Raw genomic sequence first — 22,704 nt, 5'->3', positions numbered from 1 at the left:
TCAGAACCTCAGGCCAGTGATAAAGGATACCAGGCGAACCAGAATACCATCCAGTCCCCACAGGATCAGTGACATTACAGCGGTTACCGCCGCTACGATCAGCGTGGTGTGCAATGTTTCCTGGCGAGTCGGCCAAATGACCTTGCGGACTTCGGTACGCGCTTCGCGGGCAAACGCAACGGTCGCTTTGCCTTTTGTCGTCAACAGCGCGACACCACCCGCCGCAGCAATCAGAATTACCACTGCAAGCGCGCGTAGCGGCAGCATCATGTCACGATAAAGATAGTTGCCGACAATCGCCACAATCAGCAGCACGGCTACAACTACCCATTTCATCGCTTCCAGGCCGCGCCCGCTCCCTTGAGCTTCGGTATTCGCACTCATAAACCAACCTGTCAGAAGTATTCTACAAACATTTTCACCCCGCGAGTGCGAGGCAAACCAATCGAAATGCTATTCGCTTTTCGTATTATACGCTCTCCGCAGAGCCTGTCTCAGCAATGATTATGACAAAATTAATCACTGATGAGCCAGGTTCTGATGTGAAAGCGTGCAAAAAGGGCATCAAATGATGCCCTTTTATTGCGCATTGCGTCAAATGTTATCAGCGATTAGCCGAGAACTTTAGCAACAACGCCCGCGCCAACGGTACGGCCGCCTTCACGGATTGCGAAACGCAGACCGTCGTCCATCGCGATTGGGTGGATCAGAGTCACAACCATCTTGATGTTGTCGCCTGGCATTACCATCTCAACGCCTTCTGGCAGTTCGATGGTACCGGTCACGTCAGTAGTACGGAAGTAGAACTGTGGACGGTAGCCTTTGAAGAACGGAGTATGACGGCCGCCTTCGTCTTTGGACAGAATGTACACTTCAGATTCGAACTTGGTGTGTGGCTTGATTGAGCCTGGCTTCGCCAGAACCTGACCACGTTCGATTTCTTCACGTTTGATACCACGCAGCAGAACACCAACGTTCTCACCAGCACGGCCTTCGTCCAGCAGTTTGCGGAACATTTCAACGCCAGTACAGGTAGACTTCGCAGTCTCTTTGATACCAACGATTTCAACTTCTTCACCAACTTTGATGATACCGCGCTCTACACGACCGGTAACAACGGTACCACGACCGGAGATGGAGAATACGTCTTCGATTGGCAGCAGGAATGGCTTGTCAATCGCACGCTCTGGTTCTGGGATGTAAGAATCCAGGAAGCCAGCCAGTTCGATGATTTTCGCTTCCCACTCTGCGTCGCCTTCCAGCGCTTTCAGAGCAGAACCACGAACGATTGGGGTATCGTCGCCCGGGAAATCGTACTGAGACAGCAGTTCACGAACTTCCATCTCTACCAGTTCCAGCAGCTCTTCGTCATCAACCATGTCGCATTTGTTCAGGAACACGATGATGTAAGGAACGCCTACCTGACGACCCAGCAGGATGTGCTCACGAGTCTGAGGCATTGGGCCGTCAGTCGCAGCAACAACCAGGATCGCACCGTCCATCTGCGCAGCACCGGTGATCATGTTTTTAACATAGTCGGCGTGGCCTGGGCAGTCTACGTGTGCGTAGTGGCGAGTCGGGGTGTCGTACTCAACGTGAGAGGTGTTGATGGTGATACCACGAGCTTTTTCTTCTGGTGCGTTATCGATCTGGTCGAATGCACGAGCAGAACCACCGTAGGTTTTAGCCAGAACGGTAGTAATTGCAGCGGTCAGCGTTGTTTTACCATGGTCAACGTGGCCGATAGTACCGACGTTAACGTGCGGTTTTGTACGTTCAAACTTTTCTTTAGACATCGATTGTCCCTCTAAGACACGGATAAATCGGTGATATCACCACATCAACCAGGCGAAATGCCTGAATTGTTGAATACAGTAAAATTGAAACAGAGAGAAACGGGAAGGAGAAGTGAAGTGGTGCTGATACCCAGAGTCGAACTGGGGACCTCACCCTTACCAAGGGTGCGCTCTACCAACTGAGCCATATCAGCACGTATTGGAGCGGGCAGCGGGAATCGAACCCGCATCATCAGCTTGGAAGGCTGAGGTAATAGCCATTATACGATGCCCGCATCCTGAAACTCGGCTACCCAGTTCTTTCTGTAACAAAAAAAGAGATTTCTCTCTTTTTCAGTTTGAGCTGGCTAATTTTTCCAACCAGCTCCGGCGGCATTTACGCTGCCAGAAAGTGGTGGTGGGGGAAGGATTCGAACCTTCGAAGTCTGTGACGGCAGATTTACAGTCTGCTCCCTTTGGCCGCTCGGGAACCCCACCGGACTTGATGGTGCCGACTACCGGAATCGAACTGGTGACCTACTGATTACAAGTCAGTTGCTCTACCTACTGAGCTAAGTCGGCATCAAGTAGCGCGCATTCTATGGATACCTGCGCGGTCATGCAACTAAAAATTTGCATAAAACGTTCTTTCGCTCACATTTTATGCGAACGCAGCGCTAAGCGATGTAAAAGTAGTCATTCCGGGTCAAATAATCAACATACAGGCATGATTTACATCGCATACACCGTAGCGTGACGGCTTCCGCGTAACGCAGCGCTTTCCATCTTTTTTCTTATTATTCCCGCCATCTGGTGTTAACCTCCTGCCCATTGTCCAAAATTAACTGTGTGATGAGCCACGTCCCGGCAGCATAGCGCTGGCTCACTGAAGCATGCTTATGAGCAAAAAAGAGCAAACGTTAATGACGCCTTATCTTCACTTTAACCGCAGCCAGTGGGCTGCCCTGCGTGATTCCGTCCCTATGACGCTGACGGAAGGTGAAATCGCACGGTTAAAAGGGATAAACGAAGATCTGTCCCTGGAAGAGGTGGCAGAAATTTATCTCCCCCTCTCTCGCTTGCTTAACTTCTATATCAGCTCCAACCTGCGCCGTCAGGCGGTGCTGGAGCAGTTCCTCGGAACCAATGGTCAGCGCATTCCTTATATCATTAGTATTGCGGGCAGCGTGGCCGTGGGTAAAAGCACTACCGCACGCGTGCTGCAGGCGCTGCTGAGCCGCTGGCCGGAACACCGCAGCGTGGAGCTGATCACGACCGACGGCTTCCTGCATCCAAACGAAGTCTTAAAAGAACGCGGGCTGATGAAGAAGAAAGGCTTCCCGCTCTCTTATGATATGCACCGTCTGGTAAAATTTGTCTCTGACCTGAAATCTGGCGTGCCGCACGTCACGGCGCCGGTCTATTCACACCTGATTTACGACCGCATCCCGGATGGGGATAAAACGGTAGTCCAGCCGGATATCCTGATCCTTGAAGGTTTGAACGTGCTGCAAAGCGGCATGGACTATCCTCATGACCCGCATCATGTGTTCGTTTCGGATTTCGTCGATTTCTCTATCTATGTTGATGCGCCGGAAGATCTGCTGCAGAACTGGTATATCAACCGCTTCCTGAAGTTCCGCGAAGGGGCATTCACCGACCCGGACTCCTATTTCCACCACTACGCCCAGCTTTCTGAAGAAGAGGCGATTAATGTGGCCAGGGGGCTGTGGAATGAGATCAACTACGTGAACCTCAAAGAGAACATCCTCCCGACGCGCGAGCGTGCGAGCCTGATCCTCACCAAGAGCGAGAAGCACGCCGTCGACCAGATTCGCCTGCGAAAATAGTCAGGCAGACATAAAAAAACCGGCTTAGCGCCGGTTTTTTTTCGTTATGCGTGCGGCTTCTCGCCATTTTCATCCTGATCGACCGCAAAGCAGGCGACCAGCTGACCGCCATACTCCTTCAGCTGCGGCTGAAGCTGGGTGCACGGGCCAAAGCGGCGGCTGCAGCGCGCGTTGAAGGCACACCCCGGCGGCGGATTCAGCGGACTTGGCAGTTCACCCGTCAGCTTAATGCGCTCGCGACGATCGTCCGGGTTCAGACGCGGCGTCGCAGACAACAGCGCCTGGGTGTACGGATGACGAGGATTACTAAAGATCTGCTCTTTGGTCCCCTTCTCCACGCAGCGCCCCAGATACATCACCATCACTTCATCGGCAATATGCTCCACCACCGACAGGTCGTGAGAGATGAACACATAAGACAGCCCCAGATCCTGTTGGAGATCCATCATCAGGTTCAGCACCTGCGCGCGCACGGACACGTCGAGCGCCGAAACCGGCTCATCGGCAATCACTACGTCCGGATCGAGCATCAGCCCGCGGGCGATAGCGATACGCTGACGCTGGCCGCCGGAGAACATATGCGGGTAGCGGTCGTAATGCTCGGTTTTGAGGCCGACCTTCGCCATCATCGCCAGCGCTTTTTCACGGCGCTGCTCTTTGCTCAGATTGCTGTTAATCAGCAGGGGCTCTTCCAGGATCTGTCCCACTTTTTTACGCGGGTTCAAAGAACCGTACGGGTTCTGGAACACAATCTGGATTTTCTGGCGGCGCAGCTTCTGCGCCTGCGGGTCGTGCTTGAGCAGATCCTGGCCCTGATAATAAAGCTCACCGCCGGTCGGGACTTCAATCATCGTCAGCAGACGGCCCAGCGTCGATTTCCCGCAGCCTGACTCCCCCACCACCGCCAGCGTTTTACCGCGTTCGAGGGTAAATGACACGCCGTCCAGCGCTTTCACCAGGCGCTCAGGGGCAAAAATCCCCTTTTTCACCGGGTAGTGTTTTTTCAGGTCGATGGCCTGCAACAGCGGTTGTTGCGTGGTGGCCTGTTGCGTACTCATAGTGTTGGCCTCCCGGCATCATCGAGTGGGTAGTGGCATTTTGACTGTCGACCGTCGGCCAGCAGATTCAGCTCAGGCTCCTCAACGCGGCATTTGTCCGTGGCATACGGGCAGCGCGGGTTCAGCAGACAGCCCTGCGGACGGTCATATTTACCCGGAACCACGCCCGGCAGCGACGCCAGACGCGCTTTGTCCTGAGCAAACTCCGGCAGCGCGCGCAGCAGTGCCTGCGTATACGGATGACGCGGCGCGCGGAAGATATCGTGCGAATTTCCGGTCTCAACCACCTGGCCCGCGTACATCACGATGATCTTGTGTGCCGCTTCGGCCACCAGCGCCAGATCGTGCGTAATCAGCACCAGCGCCATGTTCTCTTTCTGCTGCAACTCCAGCAGCAGCTCGATGATTTGCGCCTGGATGGTCACATCCAGCGCCGTTGTCGGTTCATCCGCAATCAGCAGCTTTGGTCGACAGGCAATCGCCATGGCGATCATCACGCGCTGGCTCATCCCACCGGAAAGCTGGTGCGGGTATACGTCCAGCCGCGATGCCGGGTCAGGAATACCCACCTGGTTCAGCAGGTCGATCGCGCGCTGGCGACGGGTTTTCTTGTTACCACCCTGGTGCACCTTAATCGCTTCCATAATCTGGAAGCCGACCGTGTAGCACGGGTTCAGGCTGGTCATCGGGTCCTGGAAGATCATCGCCACTTCGGCGCCCACCAGCTGGCGGCGCTGTTTCTCAGAAATGCGCTTCAGGTCCTGACCGTTGAACTGCAGGTTTTCCGCCATCACGCGGCCCGGGTAATCAATCAGCCCCATGATTGCCAGTGAACTCACCGACTTACCGGAACCGGACTCCCCGACGATACCAACCACTTCGCCCTGATTGACGCTGTAGCTGATGCGGTCCACGGCGCGAAACGGGGTGCCTTCGTCGCCGAAGTGCACCGATAATTTATCTACATTTAATAACGCCATCTCGTGCCTCTTACTGCTTCAGTTTGGGATCAAGCGCATCACGCAGGCCATCACCCATCAGGTTAAATGCCAGCACCGTCAGCAGGATTGCCAGACCCGGGAAGGTGACAACCCACCAGGCGCTTTGTGCGAACTGCAACACGTCGGAGAGCATAGTGCCCCACTCCGGTGTTGGCGGCTGCGCACCCATGCCCAGGAAGCCAAGAGCGGCCATATCAAGAATGGCGTTAGAGAAACCGAGCGACGCCTGAACGATCAGCGGCGCAAGGCAGTTAGGGAAGATATTAACGAACATCTGGCGCATCGCACCGGCACCCGCCACGCGAGAGGCGGTCACGTAGTCGCGGTTCACCTCCACCAGCACCGCCGCGCGTGTTAATCGCACATAGTGAGGAAGCGCCACGAAGGTCAGCGCCAGGGCGGCGTTACCGATCGACGGACCGAAGATCGCCACCAGCACCAGAGCCAGCAGCAGGCTTGGCAGCGCCAGCATGATGTCGACGATACGCATAATGATGTTATCAACGATGCCGCCGAAGTAACCGGCAACCAGGCCGAGGATGATCCCCATAATCAGGGAGAGCACCACCACCAGACAGCCAACCAGCAGCGACAAACGCGCGCCGTACATCAGACGCGACAGCACATCGCGGCCCACATCATCGGTACCCAGCAGGTGCGCCAGACTACCGCCGTCCTGCCAGGCAGGAGGTGCCAGCAGCGCATCGCGGAACTGATCCGCCGGGTTATACGGCGCCAGAAAGTTCGCAAACACCGCAATCAGGATCATGATAGCGACATACACCAGCCCGACTACCGCGCCTTTATTGCGCTTGAAGTAGTGCCAGAACTCCTGCAGCGGCGTCATTGGAACCGGTGCAGCAACAGCTTTGTTTTCAGAAACCTGTGACATGATGGCCCCTTACTTCTTATGACGAATACGCGGGTTCACCACGCCGTACAGCAAATCGACCAGCAGGTTGACGAGGATAATCATCGTCGCGACCAGCAGCACCCCACCCTGCACCACCGGATAGTCACGGCGTTGCAGCGCATCAATCAGCCAGCGTCCGAGGCCCGGCCAGGAGAAGATGGTTTCCGTCAGGATCGCCCCCGCCAGCAGCGTACCCACCTGGAGGCCGATAACGGTCACCACCGGCAGCATGGCGTTACGCAGCGCGTGGACGATGATGACGCGCATGCGGGTTAAACCTTTGGCGCGCGCGGTACGGATGTAATCTTCACCCAGCACTTCCAGCATGGAGGAACGGGTCATACGCACGATCACCGCCAGAGGAATGGTGCCCAGCACCATGGCAGGCAGGATCATGTGCGCAACGGCATCAATGAAGTTGCCCTCCTCGCCCCAGATGGCCGTGTCGATCAGCATAAAGCCGGTTAACGGATTGGTATCATCAAGGAAGACCATATCGCTGACGCGTCCGGAGACCGGCGTCAGGTTCAATTGCACCGAGACCAGCATGATCAGCATCATGCCCCACCAGAAGATAGGCATGGAGTAACCGGTCAGCGCCAGCCCCACGGCGGTATGGTCGAAAATAGAGCCACGCTTAACGGCAGCCAGTACCCCAACAGGAATACCCACCGCAGTGGCGAAAATCATGGCGCAGATGCCAAGCTCCAGCGTCGCTTTAAAACGCGGCACGAACTCGTCCCACACCGGAAGACGGCTTTTTAACGAAATCCCTAAGTCACCGTGCATCACGCCCCAGATATAGTGGAGGTACTGCTGCCACATCGGCTTATCGAGGCCGAGTTCAGCCAGCAGCTGCGCATGACGTTCAGGGGAAATACCACGCTCGCCCGCCATAATCATTACCGGGTCGCCGGGGATCATATGGACGAAGGCAAAAGTGAGAAGGGTGATACCGATAAACGTCGGGATAACAAGTCCCAGACGTCGGAGGATGAACTGCAACATAACCCGTATTCTCTCTGATGACGCACGGCCAGTGGCGTGACGTCTGTATTGCTCACAAATGTAAATTCCCTCTCCCTTTGGGAGAGGGTTAGGGTGAGGGGATGCATGCACGACCCTCACCCCTGCCCTCTCCCAAAGGGAGAGGGAGAACACCCTACTTATTATTCAACCGACACGTTTTCGAAGTGGTGTTTGCCCAGTGGATCAACCACGTAGCCCTTCACTTCTTTACGCACTGGCTCGTACACGGTGGAGTGAGCAACAATCAGCGCCGGGGCCTGATCGTGCATTACAACCTGCGCTTGCTTGTACAGTTCAATACGTTTGTTGTGATCGTCGGTCGCACGCGCCGGTTGGATCAGATCTTCAAACGGCTTGTAGCACCAGCGAGAGTAGTTAGAGCCGTCTTTCGCTGCCGCACAGCTGAACAGGGTGGCGAAGAAGTTGTCCGGATCCCCGTTGTCACCGGTCCAGCCCATCATTACCGCCTGGTGCTCACCCGCTTTGGCACGCTTCAGATACTCGCCCCACTCGTAGGTCACAATCTTGGCCTGAACGCCAATTTTCGCCCAGTCAGCCTGGACCATTTCCGCCATACGGCGTGCGTTCGGGTTGTACGGACGCTGTACCGGCATCGCCCACAGCTCGACGGTAAAGCCTTTATCCTGGCCCGCTTCTTTCAGCAGCGCTTTCGCTTTCTCAGGATCGTAACTGTAGTCCTTAACGTCGTCGTTATAGCCCCACATGGTTGGTGGGATCAGGTTCTTGGCAGCAACGCCCGCGCCCTGGTAAACGGCCTTGATGATCGCTTCTTTGTTCACCGCGTAGGTCAGCGCCTGACGTACTTTCACGTCATCAAACGGTTTCTTCTCGGTATTGAAGGAGAGATAGCCCACGTTCAGGCCCGCCTGCTCCATCAGGTTGATGTTTTTGTCCTGCTTCATGCGCGCGATATCTGCCGGATTCGGGTACGGCATCACCTGGCATTCGTTTTTCTGCAGTTTAGCGTAACGCACGGATGCATCAGGCGTGATGGAGAAGACCAGACGGTCGATCTGCGGCTTGGTGCCCCAGTAGCCCGGGAAGGCTTTATACAGAATACGGGAGTCTTTCTGGTACTGCAGCAGCTGGAACGGGCCGGTACCGATTGGGTTCAGGTCCACTTTTTCCGGCGTGCCGGCTTTCAGCATATTGTCCGCATACTCTTTAGAGAGAATAGAGGCGAAGTCCATGGCCAGGTCAGCCAGGAATGGCGCTTCAGGACGGGTCAGCACGAACTGAACGGTTTTATCGTCTACTTTTTTCACTTCGGCGATCAGGTCAGGCAGACCCATCCCTTCGAAGTATTCGTAGCTGCCGCCAGACACTTTGTGGTACGGGTTCTGGGCGTTTTTCTGACGGTCGAAGGAGAACACAACGTCGTCGGCGTTAAAGTCGCGCGTTGGTTTGAATTCTTTGCTGTCCTGCCACTTCACGCCCTGGCGCAGGTGGAAGGTATAGGTTTTGCCGTCTTCGCTGATGTCCCACTTCTCGGCCAGACCCGGAATCACTTCCGTGGTGCCGGTTTTGAATTCAACCAGACGGTTATAGATCGGTACAGAGCTTGCGTCGTAAGTCGTACCAGAGGTAAAGAGCTGTGGGTTAAAGCCTTCCGGCGAGCCTTCAGAACAGTAAACCAGGGTTTTTGCCTGTACGCTTGCTGCCACGGTCATAGCCACCAGGCTCAGACCAAGCTTCAGCATCCCTGACTTCTTCAAGGAAATACTCATTATTCTGCTCCAATGTGATGTTTTGCTTTGTTGTGTTACGCCGCCAGACCTTTATTTATTTTTTACCCGGTCCGGTCGGAGGTGCCCGAAGGCGTTAAAGGGATGGAGAATCCTTTCAGAAGAGCGTTTGAGTTGCAGCGCAGATCGTCCCTGAAATGCCCCTCATGCCCTACAATCTGTCAACAGAATGTGAAAACGTCAATACAGGTGACGGGGATTTGCGCCGAGTGTGAGAAACCGCAAACAAAGATTAAAAAAACCCTGAACGCCAGTTTTCAGCAGGGAAATTTATGCTACTCGCCAACTTGCAGCACAAATATCTTCATATTTCGCAACAATCAGTGATTAACTTTTATTCATAATGGGTAAATTTTCTTGCAGAATGGTGATTATCTGAGCACTAAATACCGCGAACGTTAAAACGCACAGCGAAAAATGCTGAGGTTATCCATAAGCAACGCGAAAAAAGATCAATCTATATATAAAAAAATACAATGGATTATGTCACAAAATCGTTAACAGGCAGTAAGAAGCGGGGATAAGGGGCATTTTACTGAATCAGGATGAGTAAGCCGTTAATGCAAAAAGGGCTAACCTTGCGGTTAGCCCTTTTCAGAATGTGGTCGGCGAGAGAGGATTCGAACCTCCGACCCACTGGTCCCAAACCAGTTGCGCTACCAAGCTGCGCTACTCGCCGAATGCGGAGCGCATCTTACTGCTGAGGTGCGCCCCCGTCAATCCCTTATTTTCAAAAAGCCATTCAACTGGCGATATTCTCGCCAGAGCAGCTACTGCGCGGCTTTTGCGGTGTTATCAGGGAGTTTACACCAGTTGTTGTTTTCGTTAATCCCACCATTCGGTGAGGTATAGCCGAGGCAACCCATAATGGTATCGTACAGCTCAACGTGACGACGCGGCACCTTCATTTCCGCCTCTTTCTTAAGCTGAGCAAACATCTTCGCTTTCTCCGGATTTTCAAGATACTTATCCGACATCCACATGATCATCGGCACGCGGAACTGCTCCGGCGGTGCCAGCTTGCGCGGCGTACCGTGCAGGTGCTCTTTCTCATTAATGGACTCACCGTGGTCTGCGGCGTAGATAACAATCGCTTTTTTATCACGCAGCTGGTCAATCACGCGGCTCAGGAAGGTATCCACATACAGAATGGAGTTATCGTAGGCGTTGATCAGCTCCTGCTTGCTGCAGTCTTTATTAATGCCTACGCATTCAGGCTGCCATTTCGCGAAATCACGCGTGTAACGCTGGTAATAACTGTAATGCGACCCTTTGGTATGCAGAATGACGAGATGTTTGCCCTGCGGGTGATTCTTCAGAGACTGGGACATCTCCTCAAGCAGCAGCATGTCGTCCACATTTTTCCCGCGGTTGCGAGGCTCGGCACCAATCTGCTCACGATACGCGATGTTATCTGCCAGCGTGTTGGTGTAGAACCACATCTCACTTTGCATGGCGAACAGATCGGAGCTAAATCCAAGCTGCTTCAGCACGGCAAAGACGTTTTGCTCTTTGAGTGTACGCTGCGGGTTATCGCTCGCCCCGCCTTCACGCACAAACATACAGCGCAACGAGAGCTTCGTGGCGGTATCGCAGGAATAGCCGCGGTAAGCCACCAGATTCTTCTCCTGCGCCAGTTTCGGCGTGGTATCGCGGTCATAACCGAGGATACCCATATGATCCCAGCGCGTCGTTTCACCGATGACAAAGACTACGTAAGTATCATCCAGCCCGTCAGCCGGCGCCTGGTAGGTGAACTTTTTGGTCGGGTTAATCAGCGATTTTACATCGCTGGATTCGTCCGCCTGTGCCCAGGCGTAAAGACCTAACGCGGACAGCCAGTTGGACGGCAGATACGAGTTAGCCACCACGCCGCCATAGCTCGGCATATCCACGCCCGTCGCTTTTTCGATCCGTTTTTGCTGTTTTTCCATCAGGCGAATCGGCGCCCACACCAGCAGGCCCGCCAGCAGAACGACGGCGACGTTGCGGATGCGCTGTCCCCGGGTACGCAGCTGGCGTAACAGGGTATAACGGCAGGTATTACTCCAGATAAAGAAGAGCGGGATCAGGCAGGTCAAAATCGTCCATATGATGAACCCTTGACCCACCACCTCTTTCGAGAGGTCGATGTCCGTGGTCATCACTGAGGCAACGATACCGTAGCCAATGACCACGTTCATGAAGGTCATGTAATAGCTTGCGGCGGCAGAGATAATCACCACCAGCGAGGCCAGAATTTGCCATGTACGTCGGCCAAAAAGCGAGAGCAGGCGTAACAGGAAGAAGGTTGCCAGGATAGAGCCAAACACTTCAATGACGGCAAAAATTCCATTTCTTACGCTGAGGTGTTCGAAATAACCTTCCACACGTCTGAACAGTACCGCGCCATTCAGAAACAAACCGATATAGACAGCCAGCATCAGACACAATCTTTGCTGGGTAAGAGACCTAATATATTTCATGCAAACAACCCTGGGGGAAGGGGTATAAAGACCCGCCGAATCTCAGTGAGAAAGCTGACAGAGTAAGTAGATGCGAGCGAAACCGTTATCAGAAACGTCTACAAGCGCGATAAGTAGACCACAGCGGGAAAGAAAAGTGGCAGCAGAGAGTGTGATCGAGGAAATTTTTTACAAAATAACAAGTCCGGAAGTGATGTTGAGATAAAAAAAGAGGCCCTGAGGCCCCTTTTCATCGAATCATGCATGCGCTTCTTTATACACTTCGCGCTGTGGCTGACGAATCGTTGTGGACAGCGCCAGCGAGATAATCAGCAAGGCAAATATCACGCAGAAGGTCACGTAGAAGCCACCGAACAGCGAGGCAATCAGCGACCCGCAGATACTGCCGATACCGAAGCCGAGATAAATGACGCCGTAGTTTTTCGCCAGATTGTTGAGGCCGAAGAACTCGCTTACCAGCGACGGGAAAACGGTAATGGTGCCGCCGAAGTTAAAGGCGACGCAGGCAATCGCCGCAAAGAAAGTCGCCTCGTTCAGCGGTGCAAACAGCAGCGCCGCCATGCCTACCAGAGAGATGACCTGCCCCAGCGTAATCACGCGGATGCGGGCGATTTTGTCAGACAGGATACCGAGCACCAGACGACCCGAGAGGTTAGCAATGGAGATGACCGTCACCGCATTCGCCGCCGTCGCGGCATCCAGTTTTACCATCCCCTGCGCGATATCTTTCGCCACACCGATGACATACAGACCGCTCATGCAGGCCGTCAGGAACATCACCGCCAGCATCCAGTACTGCGGTTTACGCATGGACTGCGCGAGGGTGAAATCATTCTCCACCACGCCGTTAACGGTTTTCACTTCCTGCTGCGGGGCATCTTTCATCAGCGTGGCGCCAAACAGAATCATCACCAGGACAATAGCCCCCCAGATCATGAACGTTTTTTCGAGGCCAACGGACGCCAGCAGTTGAGAGTCGATAAATTTAAAGCCAAGGCTGCCCAGGCCATAGGAGCCGATAGCAAACGCGGAGATTAAGCCTTTACGCTCCGGGAACCACTTCACGCAGTTCGACAGCGTCAGCAGGTAACCTGCGCCGTCCGCCAGCCCCACCAGCACGCCGGCGCTCAGCCACAGCATCATCAGGTTGCTGGAATGCGCCGTCAGGAAAAAGCCCAGGCCCAGCAGAATGCCGGAGGCCATGGTCACGCGCTTCACGCCGAAGCGTTCCTGAAGTTTGCCCGCCACGGAAGAGGAAATCGCTAATCCAAGACTCAGCAAGCCGAAGGAGAATGCCACCTGGCTTATCGGCGCGCCGAGCTTATCAGACAAGGCGCTGTTAAACAGACTCCAGGTATAAACCGAACCCAGTGCGAACTGGGTAATGATGGTGCCGAATAGCGTCAGCCAACGCGTGCGGTTATAGGTTGAGGTGTTCATGGCAGTATCCTGCAAGAGAAATTAAGGAAATTCGCTGAGGACACGATAAACAAAACCCCAAAACGCCAGGGGTAAAACGGCATGAAATGCAGGAGAAACGGAATGAAATGCCTGGAAGCGGGAATGAACGACCTTGCCGGAGAAGAAAACGTTTAAAGGTGAGTGACCACTATCACCACAACCCTCGCCGTTATTGTATTAAATATGTTACCGCAGCGTTTAAAAAAGTAACAACCCTAAAATTTGGCGCTTAAGCCCAGGGTATACAAATATTCTTCTTCCGACTGCTGGTTGTAGCTGATCTTCGCCCAGGGGTGTAAATCGCCGTACTGGGTATCAACACGCCACCCCAGCGAGTTCACGCTGGCATGCCAGAGGGGTTCGGTAAGCGACTGCGCGGTGGTTGTATCACTAAACGTATTTAACGTTGAGGGTGGAGTGCCCTCTGTGCGCCACGCCATGACCGGCCCGGTTGTAATATGCCCCGCCACGGGAAAATTCCAGCCAACGCTCAGAACGGTTTCCGCATCCGAACCGGATGGGTCGTTCAGCGCAAAGCCCGCAGCATTCTGCGAATGGTTAATACGCTCCGCGAGAATATCTTCATAACGAGGTTGGTGATCGGCGTCCCATGTATAGCGTTCTGTCGTATTACTTTGTGCATCTGAAACGATATATTCCTGTTGCCACGCAAAAGCGGTGTTACATATAAGCAGGCAGGCTGAAACGCCCACCAGGCCAGAAGCAGCATGGCGACCACTGATTTTTTTTATCATCATCAAAGCGACTCCAGAAAGAGCCGAGTTCGGCGATATATGTCATTGTTCGAAGAGGTATTGGGGCATATAGCCCTGTATTAACTATTGTCTCTTTAGCAGACTCGTCAAGCCGGGCAGATTGAAATTTTTGCGTTTATCGTATCAGGAAGGGAGATGACCTATGCAACGTTGCGGTTGGGTAAGCCAGGATCAGCTTTATATCGATTATCACGACAAGGAATGGGGCGTACCGGAAACCGACGGTGAAAAACTGTTTGAAATGATTTGCCTTGAAGGCCAGCAGGCCGGTCTGTCGTGGATCACCGTTCTGAAAAAGCGTGAGAACTACCGCAATGCCTTCCACCGGTTCAATCCGGCTGCGGTGGCCGCCATGACCGACGACGACGTGGAAAGGCTGGTTCTGAATCCCGGTATCATCCGCCATCGCGGTAAAATTCAGGCCATTATCGGTAACGCGCGGGCTTATCTGGCGATGGAGCAAAACGGCGAACCCTTCTCAGCATTTGTCTGGTCGTTTGTGGATAACGAGCCGCAGGTGACGCGGGCCGCCACGCTTGCAGAGATCCCAACCTCGACCCCTGCCTCGGATGCCCTGTCGAAAGCGCTGAAAAAACGCGGCTTCAAGTTTGTGGGCACCACCATCTGTTACTCCTTTATGCAAGCCTGCGGGCTGGTCAATGACCATATTACGGGCTGCATCTGCCACCCGGAGGGCAACCATGATCCGCAAATGGCACAGTGAGAATACCGCTCAGCTCCTGAGACTGTGGCTTGAGAGCACCACCGAGGCGCATCCGTTTATCGACGCCGCCTACTGGAAAGCGAACGAAGCGCTGGTGCGGGATGAATACCTTCCCGCCGCCGAAACCTGGGTCTGGGAGGAGAACGGCACGCCGCGCGGTTTTATCAGCGTCATACAGTCGCAGTTTGTGGGGGCGCTGTTCGTTACGCCAGCGTATATCGGAAAAGGCATCGGGCGCGCACTGCTGAACCATGTTCAACTGCGCTTCCCGCACTTAACCCTGGAGGTGTATCAGAAAAACGTCCGGGCGGTGAATTTCTATCATGCTCAGGGCTTTCGCATTGAAGACAGCGCCTGGCAGGATGATACCCAGCACCCGACGTGGATCATGAGCTGGCAGGCGGATCAAACGCCGTTAAGGTAAGCTCGGGCCCCTCATATTTCTCGACCCAGGCCAGCGCCGTGTTCCCTGCGCAACCATTCCCCAGCTTCGAGCTGGGGAGATCTTTGGTCAGCACGTTAACCGCCCCGTTTTTACAGATCCCACCTTCGGTGGGCTCAAGGTCGGGCCAGGCTCCCTGATGAATACAGATCACGCCTGGCTTAATCCCGTCGCTGACCACCGCCCCTGCCAGCACCTGTCCACGCTGGTTCCAGACGCGCACCACGTCACCGTCCGCAATCCCACGCGCTTTGGCGTCTAAAGTATTCAGCGTAATTGGCTCCCGCCCGGCGACCGCATACTGCTCGCGCAGAGAGGTGTAGTTAAGCTGACTGTGCAGACGATGCGCCGGATGGGCAGACAGCACCTGCAGCTGCTCCGGCTGAGCGTTGCCGTGCCACTCGTCCGGCTCCAGCCACGAAGGGTGTGGCGGACAATCGACATATCCAAAGCTGGCGATGCGCTCGCTGTAGATCACAATCTTGCCGCTCTCGGTTTTCAGCGGATGGTTTTCCGGGTCGCGACGGAAATCGGCGAAACGGACAAATCGGGCGTTCTGTTCGCTTTCCGGCATTTCGAGAATCTGGTTCGCCTCCCAGAATTCAGCAAATGGCGGAAGCGTCACGCCCTGCGCCGCACCGCGCTGTCCGGCGATCTGGTAGAAACTCTCCAGCCACTGCAGGTCATTTTTCCCTTCGGTAAAGCGTTCGCGACCGCCCGCTTCCCAGAGCTCGCTCAGTTCAGCAAACACGTCAAAATCATCACGCGCTTCATCACGCGGGGCCACCACGCGCTTCATCGGCACCATATGCTGGTTGCTGTAATCGCCGGTCATGGTGAGATCGTTACGCTCAAACGACGTGGTCGCCGGCAGCACGATATCGGCATGTTTGGCCGAGGCGGTCCAGAAGCACTCGGAAATCACTACCAGCTCCGGCTTTTGCCAGGCGCGGATCAGGCGATTGGTATCCTGATGGTGCGTGAAGTTTGCCCCGCCCGCCCACCAGACAAACTTAATGTCCGGGAAGTGGCGGTCGAGACCGTTATGCTGATAAAAACCGCCCGGGTTTTCCAGGGCTTCAACGATTCGCGCCACCGGGATTTTATCCACGGCATCCACGCCGCCCTGCACCGAGCCTTGCAGGGACGCCAGCACCGCCGCTTTACGCGTTGGGTTACCGCCGTTCGCAAAGTGATAGGAAAGACCAAAACCGCCGCCCGGCGTACCAATCTGTCCTAGCATCGCGGCAAGCGTCACCAGCATCCAGTGTTTCTGCTCGCCGAACTGCTGGCGCTGCATCCCCCAGCCGGACATTAACATCGTGGTATTTTTATGGAACAGTGCCGCCAGTTCGCGGATTTTAGCGGCTGGAACGCCACAAATTTCCGCGGCCCACTCTGCCGTTTTCACTACCCCATCAGATTGGCCCGTCAGGTAGTCGGCGAATTTGTCGAAGCCGGAGGTGCACCGGGCGAGGAAATCGCGGTCGTGCCAGCCGTTCTCCACCAGCGTATGGGCGATACCCAGCATCATCGCCACGTCGGTGCCCATATGCGGAGCAATCCACTCGGCGCTGTCGCCGAAGAAGTCCATGGTTTCAGAACGCATCGGATCAATGCAGATGATGCGTTTGCCGCTTTTGCGCAGCGCGTCGAAATACCCCATCCCCTGCTCGTCGCTGGCATTCCAGGCAATTTTCAGCGTGTTCAGCGGGTTGGCGCTCCACAGCACCACCACGTCGGTGTGCTGCAGCACCAGCGGCCAGCTGGTCTGCTGCTGGTACACTTCGTTTCCTCCCACGACGTACGGCATGATCGCCTGCGCCGCGCCGGTCGAATAGTCTCCCAGATGACCGGTATAGCCCCCGGCCAGGCTCATGTAGCGCTGCAGCAGGGTCGAGGCCTTATGCAGCACGCCGTTCGAGCGCCAGCCATAGGAGCCGGCAAAAATGGACGATGGGCCATAGCTGTCGCGAATGCGCTTATGCTGCGTATGGATCAGCGCCAGCGCATCGTCCCAGCTCACGCGAACAAACTCATCCTGACCACGGATCCCCTGCGGCTTATCCGGCGAGGCCAGAAAACCTTTGCGCACCATCGGCCAGCGCACGCGCGTTTTGCTGTGCACCTGATCGCGTACGACGGTCTGTAACGAATTGGGATGTTGTGTTGGCAGTGCCCCACGGGACGACAGAACATTTTCGCCATCGGTTTCGACCAGCATCGGCCCCCAGTGGGCGGCGGTCAGAATGGTTTTTGTTGAGGTGCTCAAGCGTGCGCTCCTGGTTGCGTGCAGGTTTACGGCCTTCTCGTTGAGGCCGTTTATGGTTTGTCACAAATTTCAGAGTTATACCCGGAATTTTCTCCGTATCTGGACGTCATAATCAACTGCCACGCTCGCCGTGGCAAAGAATAAAAAGGATTAAGGAAAGAAGATGAAAAAACGCGTACTCGTTATTGCCGCTCTGGTGAGCGGTGCACTGGCTGTTTCTGGCTGCACAACCAACCCTTACACCGGTGAGCGCGAAGCGGGTAAATCCGGCATCGGTGCAGGTATCGGCTCGCTGGTCGGCGCAGGCGTTGGGGCGCTCTCCTCCTCCAAGAAAGACCGCGGCAAAGGTGCGCTGATTGGCGCAGCGGCAGGCGCGGCGCTGGGCGGCGGCGTCGGTTATTACATGGACGTGCAGGAAGCGAAACTGCGCGACAAAATGAAGGGAACCGGCGTGAGCGTCACCCGCAGCGGCGATAACATCATCCTGAACATGCCGAACAACGTGACCTTTGACAGCAGCAGCGCCACGCTGAAACCCGCGGGCGCGAACACCCTGACCGGCGTGGCGATGGTGCTGAAAGAGTACAACAAGACCGCCGTGAATGTGATTGGCTACACCGACAGCACCGGCAGCCAGGATCTGAACATGCGTCTGTCTCAGCAGCGTGCCGATTCCGTGGCCAGCTCCCTGATAACCCAGGGCGTTGAAGCAAACCGCATCCGCACCAGCGGCATGGGCCCTGCCAACCCTATCGCCAGCAACAGCACGGCGGAAGGTAAAGCGCAAAACCGTCGCGTAGAGATTACGTTGAGCCCGATTCAGTAATCCCCGAGGGAGAGGGCCGGGGTGAGGGCAACAGACCGCACACCCCGGCATGAACCACTTGCCATCGTTGATTTTCCCGCTAAGGTATTCTCACTAAATTCAGGGAAATCAGCGATGAGCAAACCAGCCCGGGCCACCATCAGCGACGTGGCGAAAGCCGCCAAAACCGGTAAAACCAGCATTTCGCGCTACCTTAACGGCGAGAAACACCTGCTGTCCGACGCATTGCTGGCGCGTATTGAACAGGCCATTGCCGATCTCGACTATCGTCCCAGCCTGATGGCGCGCGGGCTCAAACGCGGTCGCACCCGCTTGATCGGCCTTATTATCGCCGATATCACCAACCCCTACTCCGTCAACGTCCTCAGCGGTATCGAGGCCGCCTGCCGCGAGAAGGGCTTCACGCCGCTGGTCTGTAATACCAACAACGAAGTCGACCAGGAGCTGCACTACCTCGATCTGCTGCGCAGCTACCAGGTGGAAGGGATAGTGGTTAACGCAGTAGGCATGCGTGAAGAGGGCCTGAACCGCCTGCAGCAGTCCTCCCTGCCAATGGTCCTCATCGACCGTAAAATCCCGGAATTCGCCTGCGATGTCGTCGGGCTGGATAACACCCAGGCAGCCACAACCGCGACCGAGCACCTGATCGAACAGGGCTTCGAAGCGATTCTTTTTCTGAGCGAACCGCTGGGCATGGTAAATACCCGACGCGACCGCCTGGCGGCATTTCGCGCCACGCTTGCGCGTTATCCCGGTGCGATCGCCGAAAATGCCGAAACGCCGCTTCACGAAGCCGACCAGATCGACAACACCCTGCGCCAGTTCCATACCCGCCATCGCGGGATGCGCAAAGCCGTTATTTCCGCCAACGGGGCGCTGACGCTTCAGGTCGCCCGCTCGCTCAAGCGCATTGGCCTGCACTGGGGCAGCGATATCGGTCTGCTGGGCTTTGATGAGCTGGAGTGGGCGGAGCTGGCTGGCGTAGGTATTACGACCCTTAAACAACCCACCTGGCAGATTGGCTATGCCGCTGTAGAACAAGTGATTCGTCGTATTGAAGGCACCCGCGATGCCGTACGCGAGCAGGTCTTCTCCGGCGAGCTGATCGTTCGCGGCTCCACCGCCCGTTAATTCCCCCTTGTGATAGCGATCATAAATTCGACATCCTGATCTTTTCTTTGGAACCGGTTCCATCTAGCGTAATAGTATTGATATGTTGCGATGGAGTCCGAAGATGGGCAGGAAAATCATGGTGGTCACCGCCGCGTATGGCGCGGAACAGGTGCGACAGGCAGGCGGTCAGCGGGCGATGCTCCCCGTTATTGCAGGCGCAGGGGCAGACGGCGTGGAGATCCGCCGCGAACTGTTTAACAGCGAAGAGCTGCTGGCGCTGCCTGCACTGAGCGAATCCATCGAGCTAATGGGTCTGCTGGCGTGCTACTCCGCGCCCGCCGCCCTGTTGATGGCCGACGGCACCCTTAACCCGGACCTGCCCCGCTATCTCTCTGAGGCCAACACCCTTAACGCCCTGTGGCTGAAGGTTTCCCTCGGCCATTTCAGCGACACACAGCCTCTCGACGCCCTGCGCGCCCTGCTGAATGCCAGCGGTATGGCGCTTGTTGTGGAGAACGATCAGACCGACTGCGGGCAGCTCGCGCCCATGCGGCGCTTCCAGGCCTCCTGTCGGGAAATGGCGTTGCCCGTCACGCTGACCTTCGACATGGGCAACTGGCTGTGGGTCGGCGATTCCCCAGAAGAGGCCGCACGTCACCTGGCCCCTGCGGTGAGCTATATCCACGTTAAAGCCGCCGTTCCGCATAAAGATAACTTCCGCGCCGTGGCGCCGGACCGCGCAGACGCGCGCTGGCTGGATCTGCTCGGCCAGCTGCCTGCAGATGCTCCGCGCGGTATTGAGTTCCCGCTGGAAGGGGCGGATTTAACCGCCGTTACCCGTCATTACGTCAACCTGCTGCGCGAGGAGTAAATCATGCACAAAACGCTGGATGCCATCACGATCGGCGAGGCTATGGCGATGTTTGTCGCGACCGAAACGGGCGAACTGAGCGCGGTTGAGCACTTTATCAAACGCGTAGCGGGCGCAGAGCTGAACGTCGCGACTGGCCTGGCGCGTCTCGGTCTGAACGTCGGCTGGGTCAGCCGCGTGGGGGATGACAGCTTTGGCCATTTCGTTCTCGACTCGCTGAAAAAAGAGAATATTGATGCCGCAGGCGTCACCCTGGACGGACGCTTTCCTACCGGCTTTCAGCTTAAATCGAAGGTCGAAAATGGAACCGATCCCATCGTGGAGTATTTCCGCAAAGGTTCGGCGGCAAGCCATCTCTCAACGGAAGATTACCACGCCGGCTATTTTGCCTCCGCGCGCCATCTGCACCTGAGCGGCGTGGCGGCGGCGCTCTCTGACAGTTCCTATGAACTGCTGGACCATGCGGCAACCACCATGAAGTCGCTGGGCAAAACGATCTCTTTCGATCCGAATTTGCGCCCGGTGCTGTGGAAAAGCGAAGCGGAAATGGTCGAGAAGCTGAACCGCCTTGCGTTCCAGGCGGACTGGGTTCTGCCGGGCCTGAAAGAGGGGATGATTTTGACGGGTGAAAATACGCCGGAAGGCATTGCTGATTTCTATCTGAATCAAGGGGTAAAAGCGGTGGTGCTGAAGACCGGTGCCGATGGTGCATGGTTCAAAACGGCAGACGGCGAACAGGGCGCGGTCGCGGCGGTGAAGGTTGAGAACGTTGTCGACACCGTCGGCGCGGGCGATGGCTTTGCCGTAGGCGTCATTAGCGCCCTGCTGGAAGGCAAACCGCTGCAGCAGGCCGTCGCGCGGGGCAATAAGATTGGCTCGCTGGCGATTCAGGTGCAGGGCGACAGCGAAGGATTGCCAACGCGAGCAGAGCTCGGCGTTTAAATTCCCTCTCCCTGTGGGAGAGGGCCAGGGTGAGGGCAGCATGCCACACCAAATAATTAAGCCACCGTGTACCCTACAGACAACGGCGGTAACAACCTCAACAACAGAGGCAAGCCTATGAACAGTTCGACCAATGCAGTAAAACGCTGGTGGTACATCATGCCAATCGTGTTTATCACGTACAGCCTGGCGTACCTCGATCGTGCCAACTTCAGCTTCGCATCCGCAGCGGGGATCACCGAAGACCTCGGCATCACCAAAGGTATTTCATCCCTGCTGGGTGCCCTTTTCTTCCTGGGCTACTTCTTCTTCCAGATCCCCGGCGCAATTTACGCGGAACGCCGCAGCGTGCGTAAGCTGATCTTCATCTGTCTGATCCTGTGGGGCGCCTGCGCGTCACTGACCGGCGTGGTGAACAATATCCCTGCCCTGGCGGCCATTCGCTTTATTCTCGGCGTCGTTGAGGCAGCGGTCATGCCGGCGATGCTGATTTACATCAGCAACTGGTTTACCAAATCTGAACGTTCACGCGCGAACACCTTCCTGATCCTCGGTAACCCGGTCACCGTACTGTGGATGTCGGTAGTTTCCGGCTACCTGATTCAGTCCTTCGGCTGGCGCGAGATGTTTATCATCGAAGGGGTACCCGCAATTATCTGGGCATTCTGCTGGTGGGTGCTGGTAAAAGATAAGCCTGCCCAGGCGAAGTGGCTTTCCGAAGATGAAAAAGCCGCGCTGCAGGCGCAGCTGGATAAAGAGCAGCAGGGGCTGAAGGCGGTACGCAACTACGGCGAAGCGTTCCGCTCCCGCAACGTTATCCTGCTCTGCGCGCAGTACTTTACCTGGAGTATCGGCGTGTACGGGTTTGTGCTGTGGCTGCCGTCGATTATCCGCAGCGGCGGCGAGAACCTCGGCATGGTGGAAGTGGGCTGGCTCTCTTCCGTACCGTATCTCGCCGCGACCATCGCGATGATCGTTGTCTCCTGGGCGTCGGACAAGCTGCAAAACCGCAAGCTGTTCGTCTGGCCGCTGCTGCTGATTGCCGCTTTCGCTTTCATCGGCTCGTGGGCAGTGGGCGCGAATCACTTCTGGGCCTCTTATACCCTGCTGGTGATTGCCGGTGCCGCCATGTACGCCCCGTACGGTCCGTTTTTTGCCATCATCCCGGAAATGCTGCCGCGTAACGTTGCGGGTGGTGCAATGGCATTGATTAACAGTATGGGCGCGCTGGGGTCGTTCTGCGGATCCTGGTTCGTCGGCTACCTGAACGGTGTGACCGGCAGCCCATCCGCGTCGTACATCTTTATGGGGGTAGCGCTTTTCGCCTCCGTGTGGCTTACTCTGATTGTTAAGCCTGCTAATAATCAACAGCACCTCGTCGGCGCACGCCACGCCTGAATCCTTAAAAATCAACGGAGAT

General features: G+C 55.8%; 19 protein-coding genes and 5 tRNA genes. 8 read left to right on the top strand and 16 right to left on the bottom strand.

Annotated elements, in window-relative coordinates:
* From secE to IB212_RS01030, 6 genes are all read right to left on the bottom strand, one after another.
* The gene (secE, locus tag IB212_RS01055; protein WP_003862342.1) at window positions 1-384 is read right to left on the bottom strand and encodes a preprotein translocase subunit SecE; all 384 of its coding nucleotides are present in this window, start codon (window positions 382-384) and stop codon (window positions 1-3) included.
* Between the two features lie 227 nt (window positions 385-611).
* On the bottom strand, window positions 612-1,796 hold the full coding sequence (gene tuf, locus IB212_RS01050) for an elongation factor Tu (protein ID WP_014830236.1): 1,185 nt from the start codon (window positions 1,794-1,796) through the stop codon (window positions 612-614).
* A gap of 118 nt (window positions 1,797-1,914) precedes the next feature.
* Window positions 1,915-1,990, bottom strand: a tRNA-Thr gene (locus IB212_RS01045).
* A gap of 6 nt (window positions 1,991-1,996) precedes the next feature.
* Window positions 1,997-2,071: transfer RNA gene (locus IB212_RS01040), tRNA-Gly, on the bottom strand.
* 117 nt (window positions 2,072-2,188) lie between these two features.
* Window positions 2,189-2,273 (bottom strand) — tRNA-Tyr (locus IB212_RS01035).
* Window positions 2,274-2,281: 8 nt separating this feature from the next.
* Window positions 2,282-2,357, bottom strand: a tRNA-Thr gene (locus tag IB212_RS01030).
* A 317-nt stretch (window positions 2,358-2,674) separates the two neighbouring features.
* Here IB212_RS01030 and coaA point away from each other — a divergent pair.
* Window positions 2,675-3,625: a type I pantothenate kinase gene (gene coaA, locus IB212_RS01025; protein ID WP_032644951.1), complete on the top strand. Its 951-nt coding sequence runs from the start codon at window positions 2,675-2,677 to the stop codon at window positions 3,623-3,625.
* Between the two features lie 44 nt (window positions 3,626-3,669).
* On the opposite strand, the gene dppF is transcribed toward coaA, so the two are convergent.
* The 9 genes from dppF to IB212_RS00980 all read right to left on the bottom strand — a co-directional run bounded on the left by dppF (window position 3,670) and on the right by IB212_RS00980 (window position 14,076).
* Window positions 3,670-4,683: a dipeptide ABC transporter ATP-binding subunit DppF gene (dppF, locus tag IB212_RS01020; RefSeq protein WP_041911596.1), complete on the bottom strand. Its 1,014-nt coding sequence runs from the start codon at window positions 4,681-4,683 to the stop codon at window positions 3,670-3,672.
* Window positions 4,680-5,663: a dipeptide ABC transporter ATP-binding protein gene (dppD, locus tag IB212_RS01015; RefSeq protein ID WP_041911597.1), complete on the bottom strand. Its 984-nt coding sequence runs from the start codon at window positions 5,661-5,663 to the stop codon at window positions 4,680-4,682. Before dppD ends, dppF begins: the two co-directional genes overlap by 4 nt.
* A gap of 10 nt (window positions 5,664-5,673) precedes the next feature.
* Window positions 5,674-6,576, bottom strand: a complete 903-nt coding sequence (dppC, locus tag IB212_RS01010; protein WP_028015093.1) for a dipeptide ABC transporter permease DppC — start codon at window positions 6,574-6,576, stop codon at window positions 5,674-5,676.
* Window positions 6,577-6,585: 9 nt separating this feature from the next.
* Window positions 6,586-7,605: a dipeptide ABC transporter permease DppB gene (gene dppB / locus IB212_RS01005; RefSeq protein WP_028015092.1), complete on the bottom strand. Its 1,020-nt coding sequence runs from the start codon at window positions 7,603-7,605 to the stop codon at window positions 6,586-6,588.
* Between the two features lie 161 nt (window positions 7,606-7,766).
* Window positions 7,767-9,374, bottom strand: a complete 1,608-nt coding sequence (gene dppA, locus IB212_RS01000; protein ID WP_028015091.1) for a dipeptide ABC transporter periplasmic-binding protein DppA — start codon at window positions 9,372-9,374, stop codon at window positions 7,767-7,769.
* Between the two features lie 620 nt (window positions 9,375-9,994).
* Window positions 9,995-10,071: transfer RNA gene (locus IB212_RS00995), tRNA-Pro, on the bottom strand.
* A 91-nt stretch (window positions 10,072-10,162) separates the two neighbouring features.
* Window positions 10,163-11,857 (bottom strand): kdo(2)-lipid A phosphoethanolamine 7''-transferase, encoded by a 1,695-nt coding sequence (gene eptB / locus IB212_RS00990; RefSeq protein WP_041911598.1) that lies wholly within the window; start codon window positions 11,855-11,857, stop codon window positions 10,163-10,165.
* A 237-nt stretch (window positions 11,858-12,094) separates the two neighbouring features.
* Window positions 12,095-13,297, bottom strand: coding sequence for an MFS transporter (locus IB212_RS00985; RefSeq protein WP_041911599.1), 1,203 nt, complete (start codon window positions 13,295-13,297; stop codon window positions 12,095-12,097).
* Window positions 13,298-13,533: 236 nt separating this feature from the next.
* Window positions 13,534-14,076: a lipase gene (locus IB212_RS00980; RefSeq protein WP_153656935.1), complete on the bottom strand. Its 543-nt coding sequence runs from the start codon at window positions 14,074-14,076 to the stop codon at window positions 13,534-13,536.
* A 160-nt stretch (window positions 14,077-14,236) separates the two neighbouring features.
* On the opposite strand from IB212_RS00980, the gene tag reads away from it, so the two are divergent.
* Both tag and IB212_RS00970 read left to right on the top strand, forming a co-directional pair.
* Entirely contained in the window at window positions 14,237-14,818 is a 582-nt protein-coding gene (gene tag, locus IB212_RS00975; protein WP_047363377.1) for a DNA-3-methyladenine glycosylase I, read from the top strand.
* A complete protein-coding gene (locus IB212_RS00970; protein WP_188245813.1) occupies window positions 14,796-15,242 on the top strand; it encodes an N-acetyltransferase in 447 nt (148 codons plus the stop codon). The genes tag and IB212_RS00970 overlap by 23 nt, the downstream gene beginning before the upstream one ends.
* On the opposite strand, the gene IB212_RS00965 is transcribed toward IB212_RS00970, so the two are convergent.
* Window positions 15,205-17,484: a molybdopterin guanine dinucleotide-containing S/N-oxide reductase gene (locus IB212_RS00965; RefSeq protein ID WP_060572559.1), complete on the bottom strand. Its 2,280-nt coding sequence runs from the start codon at window positions 17,482-17,484 to the stop codon at window positions 15,205-15,207. The two genes, IB212_RS00970 and IB212_RS00965, sit on opposite strands and share 38 nt — an antisense overlap.
* A gap of 211 nt (window positions 17,485-17,695) precedes the next feature.
* Between IB212_RS00965 and IB212_RS00960 the strand changes: the two genes are divergently transcribed.
* From IB212_RS00960 to IB212_RS00940, 5 genes are all read left to right on the top strand, one after another.
* Window positions 17,696-18,358 carry an OmpA family lipoprotein gene (locus tag IB212_RS00960; RefSeq protein ID WP_008502762.1) on the top strand — a complete coding sequence of 221 codons (663 nt, stop codon included), beginning with the start codon at window positions 17,696-17,698 and terminating at the stop codon, window positions 18,356-18,358.
* 114 nt (window positions 18,359-18,472) lie between these two features.
* Entirely contained in the window at window positions 18,473-19,489 is a 1,017-nt protein-coding gene (locus IB212_RS00955; RefSeq protein WP_028015084.1) for a LacI family DNA-binding transcriptional regulator, read from the top strand.
* Between the two features lie 103 nt (window positions 19,490-19,592).
* Window positions 19,593-20,342, top strand: coding sequence for a sugar phosphate isomerase/epimerase (locus IB212_RS00950; RefSeq protein ID WP_188245814.1), 750 nt, complete (start codon window positions 19,593-19,595; stop codon window positions 20,340-20,342).
* Between the two features lie 3 nt (window positions 20,343-20,345).
* Window positions 20,346-21,284, top strand: coding sequence for a sugar kinase (locus tag IB212_RS00945; protein ID WP_028015082.1), 939 nt, complete (start codon window positions 20,346-20,348; stop codon window positions 21,282-21,284).
* A gap of 117 nt (window positions 21,285-21,401) precedes the next feature.
* Window positions 21,402-22,682, top strand: coding sequence for an MFS transporter (locus IB212_RS00940; RefSeq protein WP_028015081.1), 1,281 nt, complete (start codon window positions 21,402-21,404; stop codon window positions 22,680-22,682).
* The last annotated feature ends 22 nt before the right edge of the window (window positions 22,683-22,704 follow it).

It is taken from the genome of Enterobacter sp. E12 (assembly GCF_014596715.2).
In the GTDB taxonomy this organism is placed as follows: domain Bacteria; phylum Pseudomonadota; class Gammaproteobacteria; order Enterobacterales; family Enterobacteriaceae; genus Enterobacter; species Enterobacter bugandensis.
This window is presented reverse-complemented; position numbering and strand designations above follow the sequence as displayed.